The organism is Bacillus cereus group sp. BfR-BA-01330, assembly GCF_022663885.1.
Taxonomy (GTDB): Bacteria; Bacillota; Bacilli; order Bacillales; family Bacillaceae_G; genus Bacillus_A; species Bacillus_A cereus.
Map to the genome: position 1 here is coordinate 1 of NZ_JAKUGK010000020.1, position 8,651 is coordinate 8,651.

Here is an 8,651-nt window from a genome sequence, read left to right on the forward strand (position 1 = left end):
GATGGCAGAGAGGTCACACCCGTTCCCATACCGAACACGGAAGTTAAGCTCTCTAGCGCCGATGGTAGTTGGGACCTTGTCCCTGTGAGAGTAGGACGTCGCCAAGCAACTTTAAGACGAGTCAGAATGACTCGTCTTTTTTGTATGCTTTCATACCTCTATCAATTGCATTTTTAACCCCTTCTAAATAAGAAAATCCATATTTTTTATCTGGCTCTAAGTAAGTTCCTTCCGCCCACTCGTTCCATGCGTTAATAAATAAAAACTCGCTGTTATAAAAAGAGTAAGTACGATGAATTTGCTTGCTTAAATATATGGTGAACTTTTCAGGGGTAGAACCTACAAAGATGCTGCTATTCGCGTTTTTACGTCGTGCAGTATTATCCCAATCAACAAAAGCCCCGGGAAATGTTTTTTTCTTTGGGAGCGATCGTTGTAATATATACATCCATACTTTATCGTAGTCCCAAACATTTAATTGCATATCAGAATCATATATTACCTTATTTATGTCTGAAGAGCTATCATGGGCAATTGTATAGAAAGGTTCAAACTGAATGCTGGCATCGAATCCATTTATATTAGGTAGTGGAAAACTGTTTAATGTTTCAGCAAAGTATATACCTTTTAAACCATTTTCTCGCGCTAATGCATTCCAGTAATTAAGCATTTTTTCACAATCAGGAATATGTCCTGGACGATAAATAATGAATAGAGGTTTATCATCTATATAAATATATCTCTCATCTTGGAAAGCCTGTAATAAATAATCAAAGTGTTCCTTCCAATCAGATATATCTCCGTAGTCTTGAGGCATTAATATATGTTTATCGAGACCATCCCAAGATTTTGTCCATGGTTCATTTGCCCAAGAAAGACAAAAAGGGAAGTCAGGTTCCTTCATCTTTAGTACCTCATTAAAGGGTGTTTCTAATAGTCTTTTTCCCTTAAACCAGTAATGATAATAACAAAAACCATATATACCGTATGCTTTAGCGATTTCCGCTTGCCACTTTCTTACGGAGGGGGTAGTTAAGTCGTAATAAAAATCTTGATAAGGTTCCCTAGGTTGATAATGTCCTGAAAATAAAGGTCGTGCACTTTTAGTATTTGTCCATTCAGTAAATCCTTTCCCCCACCATCGATCATTTTCTTTAATTTGATGGAATTGTGGTAAGTAAAAAGCGATTATTTTCAAGTTATATCCCCCTCATGTTTTTCGTAGTTCAAGTGTTGGGAAGTTATTCTTGATTTGGTGAAGCAATTTTAAAACAAGAGATATGTTATCTGTTTACTGTCTTTTTATGGTATGTATTGGATTTTTTTAAGCTTACTTAATAAGAGAGTATTAGGTAATTTGATATATAGCTGAAATAGAAAGTGCTTTTCGTCATGAAATTTATTACGTTGAATGAAAGGAATTAAATTTTTTGAAGGACAAAGAGGGCCTGTGGTAATCGATTTACATCATCAAAAAAGTCTTGTAGCTTTAAATATTTCTCATAATGATTTTCAATATAAGTCCTAGGTATAACAGTTTCTCCGTAAAAACTACTATTTCTAACATCTCCTGCACCAGTAGGACTGTGAACAAATTTGCCGTTTTCATAATCCGAGATGGCGCGATGTATATCTGGAAAAGCTTGAGATAAAGTTTTATGCCATCCTGTTTGAATTAATTCAGGATGTTCTTGGAATTGTTGACAAAAATCAAGAAAATAGCGCGCTTGTGTTGTTGCGATGAAGATTCCACCAGGGCGAAGAACTCTTGAAAATTCTTTTACCCAATTTTCGGCAGTTGCTTCGGATAAATGTGAGAATACAGAATAAGCGAATATGATATCTAATGAATTGTCACTAATAAATTCTACAGGGGGATGTGGACTTGCTGTTTTATATATCCCTCTTCCTAGTGTTTCATTACAAAGTGTGATCATCGCAGGATCGACATCAATGCCAAGTAAATTTTGATCAGAGGCATCTTTAAATAAGAAGCGTATAATTCTTCCCCATCCGCAGCCGAAGTCTAAAACTTTACTTTCTTTATTCAAGGGAACCCCTAAATTTTGGGCGTATTCTTTTATATGTCTATAAAACAAATATGCTTCGTAAAGAGCATGTTCATAGGAAGCACCTACAAATTGTTTTTGAATTTCTTCAGGAGGAAACCTAGGTACGGGAACCCCATTTATCGTTGTTTGTGAACAACTTTGTATAAATAAATTTAGAAGTTCGACATCAGATAGTGAATTAACAAGATGATCAAAATCACTTCCTAACTTAAATTTATTCATTTGTTAAACCTCCGAATTATATAGTGATTAAACTTTATTTTCTTGCTTTTTACTAATAAAAACATGTAAAAATTCAGCATCTAACCCTAGTGATCTATCCTTTTGTAAATAAACAATGGTATACATGTTTGCGTGTGTATAAATATATTCAATCATATCCTGCCCCCAATCGAACGTTACTAAAGATCCATTCTCATCAATAGGGTTTCCATGATAAATGGGCTCTTCAATATATTCAATCACTTCTTGATTCATTCTTGCTCTTTGCACAGTTTTTGTGAGTGTATGATACCAAGGGACAGTAAATACATGAGCGCCGCCAGGTTTTAATACTCGTTCTATTTCTTTAAAGGCTTTGTTTGGCGTCATTACATGCTCAAAAACGTCTTGAGTAATGAATAAATCAAAAGATTCATTTTCAAAAGTCATGTCTTCTAAGTTCTCACATCTAATACCTTGAAAGTATTGGCCAAGAGGATAATTTCTAAAGTATTGAGAATAAGTATAGTTTTTACAGTTTTTTAATAGTAGCTGAGTTGTAATTCCTCCAGGAGAGGATTCGTGGATACTATAGGAATTCCATTTTGGAAAAAATGTATGCAAGGCATGGATTAAAGCTCGCTGCCTTGGTATAGAGTTACATGTAGAACATAAATAATGATCTCTAAGCCAATCATTATGCTCTATAAATGTAGCTTTCTTTTCGCAAATAACGCAGTACCCATTATTGTGTTTCAAATTGATTTCCACACGACATCCCTCCTATGTTAAATGCAATCTATTTATGGAAAGTATGATACACGTCAACAATCAGCGAAATCAAAGGGGGAATGGGTGAAAGTTAGGTATCTCTTAAAATTGCGATTAGGAGAAGGGAATAATCAGTTGAAGAGAACCCCCAATCGAATTAAAGTTTCACTTTATGCTATGCGATGCATCAGCTTTTATTCATGGGAAAATGTATAGACTTAAAATATCCCTTTCGTGTATGGATACATTTCAAAATCCTGTGTGTATATTTCTGTAACTAAATCCATAGTTTCTTTATCATAAAAGCTTTCGTATGTTGGAAATCGTGGGAAGTCTGTATCTGTAATGCTAAGTTCTGCATAGCTCCCTGCATAAATCATCTTGTGTGCGCGATGATGATCTGAATTTGTAAGAAGTGCTAAAGGGGATTTTATCAAATCGTACGTGTGTTCTAGTTTGGTGATTTGTGTATTAAAATCTTCTAAAGGAATATAACATTGGATGAAGTTTTCTTCACCAGGGACGTATTGTTGACTAAAATGTATATCTAACGCTAGAGAATTGGAACTGAATGCCTGAACGTAATATAAAAATTGTTTAAATGATATTCCTTGATTACTATATTTGTCATTATAAAAATAATGACGGATACTTTCCCATTGAGGGCTAGCATATGGGTTGTCAGCAAGTAATAGAAATGAGCTGACAGCCCTTGTATAGGGATTTCGCACAAGTTTACAAACATCCTTTTTACCCTCTAGAAGACCATTTTGTAACTCTGGTATGTAATTTGTATTGTTCTTATACACCCAGAACTCATAGTAATGAATAAAGTCATTGTATTTCTTTGCTTCAGTAAATAATCCGATTTGAAAAAAGAACCAATTAGCTAACGCGGTGCATCCGCTTCTATGACTCCAAAATAGTATAATTGGAAAGTCTTTATGGTAATGCGGAATTCGATCTTTATGTAGAATTACATGATTTAAAAGTTCTTGATTTATATTCTTCATGAGTTCAGCACTCCTTTTTGGGGAATTTGTGTATGTAGACGTTTTTTTATGGGTTAAACAAGTGAGGATTGTTTATTAAATATATTCATGGGGATGAGTAAATATTATGAGTGTTTTTGCAGTCAATCTGAATAAGGAAGCTATTCTAAAATGAAAATAGAAAATAAAGATAATGAAAATTTATAACAAACATACAATGATAAGAAGATGAATAATCGAAATGATCCAGTTTATTTGTGTATATTTTTAGGTTTGACGATGGGAAAAATTTATTACTAGAGAGATGATATTATGAGGAAGAATAATTATTTAATAGTAGGTGGAAATAGTTTCATTGGTATCAACCTCGCATTGGGTTTATTGAAACAGGGGCAAAATGTAAAAGTATTTTCCAGACATATAAATAATTTTCCTCAAAATATTGTAAGTGAAGTTGAATTTATTAAAGGTGATTTAAAAAATGTTGAGGATATATATAAGGCTTTAGTGAATATAGATATTATTATTTATTTAGCTGCGACGTCTAACGTAGCAACTTCAATTGAAGATGTTTTCGGTGATATTAATAGCAGTCTATTTTTTCTTAATTTCATGGAAAGTGTTAAAGATTTTCGTATTAAAAAAATTATATTAGCTTCTTCGGGAGGCACAGTTTATGGTGAACCTGAATATTTGCCTATTGATGAGAAACATCCATTAAGACCACTTTCCCCGTATGGAATAACAAAAGTTTCGCTGGAGAATTATTTGTATTTTTATAAGAGAAAATATGGAATAGATTATGTTGTATGTAGATATTCTAATCCGTATGGAAAATACCAAAACCCCTTAAAAAAAGTAGGGGCGATAAATTGTTTTTTGTACCAGCATCTCAGTAATGAAAGGATTCATATATATGGGAATCCAGAGGAGATTATTAGAGATTATATTTATATCGATGATTTAGTTGAAATTACTATACAACTAGCACAATTAAATCAATTGAAATCTTGCGTATACAATATAGGGAGTGGCAAAGGTCTTTCTTTAAAACGAATTATAGTGGAATTAGAGAAAATAACAGAAAGAAAAGTGGATTTTATCTGTTACAAACAAAAACAAGAGAACGTTCAAAAAATCATTTTAAATATTGATAAGATAAAACAAGAATTGAATTGGGAACCTAAAATAGATTTTAAACATGGGATTAGATTAAATAAGCTATGGATTGAAGAGTTCTTATATAGTAAAAAATAATAACCCACACTCTACTTGTATAAGCAGAGCGTGGGTTATTATTTTGCTTCTTTTTCTATAACCCAAAGGTCTTGATGTTCCCACCAAAATCCTTCAGTATACTTTTTGATAATTGGGTTATGGGGTAATAATTTAATTTTGTCACACACGTAAGAGGGACTAACTATCGTTTGTCCGTATTGATTCACATCTAAATCGAATTGTTCACTAGAAGAGAGAAACCAATAGCCCTTTTCATTTAAATTTGGAAACCCGAAGTATTTTTTGCTTTGATAGCCATGGGTTGTGAAAATGAATAAACCACCAGGTGAAACAGCGTTATACAATGTTTGCAGCCAACGAAACCAAGTTGTATCAGGCATATGAGAGAAAAAGGATAGACAAAAAACGATATCGTACGTAGAGGAGTCCAATTTTAACTGTTCAGGCTCAGGATGAGATAATATAGAAGAATTATTTAATTTGTTTTCAATAAAGGAAATAGCCTCTTCGTGTATATCGCAAGCGGTTATACTCAAATTCGCTTGTAGATTTAATAAATGACGTGTTACGCAGCCGTATCCGGATGCAAATTCTAACAATTTAATTGGATTGCCTGTAGGAGGATAAAGGGAAGTAATTAAGTTTAAGAGTATTTGTGCTGAGTTTTGCCCATCTTTAAAGTAGTAATCTATCGCTTCTTTTTTTGATGGGAAGACGGGATTAGTGACAATGAACTGAAAGATATGATCCTCAGGATGGATACTTGCATTTACATTATATTTGTGTGCGATTTGAGAAATTAAATCTTTATGTTCCTCTATAAAGTCTTTCAAAGAGTATTCCTCCCTTAAGTAATAGTAGCAACTTACAAGAGATATTGATGGCATAGAAAGCACATGTTTAAATTTTTAAGTATGCTTTAAGATGCTTTCTATATGTATACATTTTCATTTTAGAAATGTCGTCGATAGTAAATCTTTCTTTAATGAAATTTTGCATTTGTACAACTTCATTGTAATGGGAGTATGAATCTTCTGTTCTCGTTACGCTATTTAAATGTCGTCTATGATAGTTTAAGGGGGATGGATTGAAGTAAATATCTCCCTCTGTAAGAAGAGAAACATAGAAAAACCAATCACCAGCTATTTTGAACTTCTCTAACTGTTTTTCTGTTTTCTTCATATCTATATTTTTAAAAACTACACTTGAAACATTAGGTATAGTGTTTTTGATAAGTAACGTATCTTGTATTTCTTCGACGCCTTTTCGAAAATAGGGGCCTTTCCATTTTTCTTTATCGATATCATTTGTGTAATTTAAATAATGATTAGCCAATACATTTCCTTGTTCATCAATTTGTTTTGATTGTGTGTAACTTAAGGTAATATTGTTATTTATATAAAACCCCTGTATCACCTCTTGTAAAAATGTCTTATCGCATAAGTCATCGGCCTCTGCGATCCAAATATAATCACCAGTTGCTGCAGAGACTCCTTTTATCCATTGTTTAAATACGGAACCAGAGTTTTTATCATTAATAATCTGTTGAACCTTCAGGTGGGGCTTATTTTCTTTTGAGAGCAGCTTTTTAAAAGTTGATACGCTATGATCAGTGGAGGCATCGTCTAAGAAAATTAGTTCGTAAAGAGGGTAGGTTTGGTTTAAGATTGATTCGATTCGAGCAGGTAAGTATTTTTCATAATTATAGTTCGGTATGATTACACTTATCTTTTTGTAATTATGTTCGAGAAGATCTAGTAATTGATAAATGTAATTAAGAAAATTGAAGTTTTTTTCGATAAGTTCTTGGCCAAAGCTTCCCTTTTGTAATCGTAATCCCTCATCGTGAATAAATTCATATATTTTCTCTAGCATTTTGGGTAAATTTAAAAAATCTACTAAGGCACCAGTTTTTTCTGTAACAACATCTTCAAAACCTCCAGCATTTTTAAACCCTATAACAGGAAGTTTTGCATCTAATGCTTCTAAAACAACATTTGGAAAAGGATCTTCCCTTGAAGTTAATAAGTATAAGTCAGCCCCGGCGTTATATAATCCGATATCGGGAGTAGGATCGACTAATGTGAAATGTGCTTTATATTTAGGGGGCAGTGTATTCAGGAATTGAACGTCCGTTCTCCCTACCCAAATGAAATGAATATCCTTGTGAGTCTTTCGTACTGAGTAAGAGATAAGTGAGAATAAATCTATTCCTTTTCGATAATCTGCGAAGCCTACACCTAAGATAATTTTGCTATCTAGAGGCAGGTTAAGCTTCTTACGTAACTCATTTCTAGCTTTTGCGATATTGTTTTTATAAGGATTGTGGTTAAACAAACCTTGAGGGAGAATGTGACATTTTTGAGGATCCAATTCAGTGATTGTACGAAATTTTTCATATACGTATTGTGAAGGGAAGACAACTTTGTAAGCAAATTCAGCGATGTTTTTAGCTTTCCCTTCAGCAGAGTACTGTTGTATTAAATGCGGTAATTCATGTATTAATGAAACAACTTTTATATTGTGTCTAGCTAGTAATGCAACGATATCGCCACTTATGACAGTGCTACATATGGCGAGGGTAAAATCCTGTGATAATAAATCCTTTATTAATAATTCGACCTTTTCTTCTGTTTGATAACCTTGCTCGAGACAATAAACAGGACCGTACTTTTGAAAATCTGGAATTAAAATACCTGATCCAATAGAGATAATTGCAACAGAGTAATCAAAGTTTTCTTTAAGAGCCTTAATAGTATGTAAAGAAAGCAGCTGTGCTCCGTGGAAATGGGCATCATGGGATACATAAATTATCTTTTTATTAACATGCATTTCATAACGCCTCCTAAGTATATTAGATTTTAAAGGTAAAGAAGAGAAGTGTTTTATTTATAATCTCCCTAGAGATGAGCAGGAGGGAGGACTTACTAAAAGAAAAAATACTATCCTTAATATATATTTACTTGGTCTCACATTCATTCTTTAGAAAAGTATTAGTATTAAGTTAGAGAGTGTAGGCTGCAGATTGTTAGTTTGAATACATAAGTTTAAGAAGTTCTAAGGCTGTGTTAGAAATTAAGACAGGGTAAAGCTTTTATGATTTATAAAATAAAAAAGATAAAAGGTATTGACGGTTGATCTACGGGGGTGTAATATAGAACAAGTCGCCGATGACATTAACGTCGAAAGCGACAAATGAAATAAAAAACTTAGTTGACATCAATTAACGAAAGTGTTAACATAAGGAAGTCGCAAATGAGCGACTAAGTAGTTCTTTGAAAACTGAACGAAACAAACAACGTGAAACGTCAATTTTTATTTTAGATGCTAGACAAACTAACTTTATTGGAGAGTTTGATCCTGGCTCAGGATGAAC

General features: G+C 33.2%; 7 protein-coding genes and 1 rRNA gene. 2 read left to right on the plus strand and 6 right to left on the minus strand.

Translation table 11 applies throughout. From position 1 onward, the window contains the following. Positions 1-107 (plus strand): 5S ribosomal RNA (gene rrf / locus MR112_RS28405); the annotation flags it as partial. A 14-nt stretch (positions 108-121) separates the two neighbouring features. Here the strand turns inward: rrf and MR112_RS28410 are convergent. The 4 genes from MR112_RS28410 to MR112_RS28425 form a co-directional block, all read right to left on the minus strand. Next, complete coding sequence (locus tag MR112_RS28410; protein ID WP_000690995.1) at positions 122-1,198, minus strand: glycosyltransferase WbsX family protein; 1,077 nt, start codon at positions 1,196-1,198, stop codon at positions 122-124. A gap of 223 nt (positions 1,199-1,421) precedes the next feature. Further along, a complete protein-coding gene (locus MR112_RS28415) occupies positions 1,422-2,294 on the minus strand; it encodes a class I SAM-dependent methyltransferase (protein ID WP_001031897.1) in 873 nt (290 codons plus the stop codon). Between the two features lie 27 nt (positions 2,295-2,321). After that, the gene (locus tag MR112_RS28420; RefSeq protein WP_000405126.1) at positions 2,322-3,044 is read right to left on the minus strand and encodes a class I SAM-dependent methyltransferase; all 723 of its coding nucleotides are present in this window, start codon (positions 3,042-3,044) and stop codon (positions 2,322-2,324) included. A gap of 218 nt (positions 3,045-3,262) precedes the next feature. Continuing rightward, complete coding sequence (locus tag MR112_RS28425) at positions 3,263-4,057, minus strand: sulfotransferase family 2 domain-containing protein (RefSeq protein ID WP_025688562.1); 795 nt, start codon at positions 4,055-4,057, stop codon at positions 3,263-3,265. Between the two features lie 291 nt (positions 4,058-4,348). Between MR112_RS28425 and MR112_RS28430 the strand changes: the two genes are divergently transcribed. Beyond that, the gene (locus MR112_RS28430; protein ID WP_001230833.1) at positions 4,349-5,293 is read left to right on the plus strand and encodes an NAD-dependent epimerase/dehydratase family protein; all 945 of its coding nucleotides are present in this window, start codon (positions 4,349-4,351) and stop codon (positions 5,291-5,293) included. 38 nt (positions 5,294-5,331) lie between these two features. On the opposite strand, the gene MR112_RS28435 is transcribed toward MR112_RS28430, so the two are convergent. Together MR112_RS28435 and MR112_RS28440 are read right to left on the minus strand one after the other, a co-directional pair. Then, positions 5,332-6,108 (minus strand): class I SAM-dependent methyltransferase, encoded by a 777-nt coding sequence (locus MR112_RS28435; protein WP_242245877.1) that lies wholly within the window; start codon positions 6,106-6,108, stop codon positions 5,332-5,334. A 67-nt stretch (positions 6,109-6,175) separates the two neighbouring features. Further along, positions 6,176-8,107 carry a glycosyltransferase gene (locus tag MR112_RS28440; RefSeq protein WP_000558370.1) on the minus strand — a complete coding sequence of 644 codons (1,932 nt, stop codon included), beginning with the start codon at positions 8,105-8,107 and terminating at the stop codon, positions 6,176-6,178. Between the last annotated feature and the right edge of the window lie 544 nt (positions 8,108-8,651).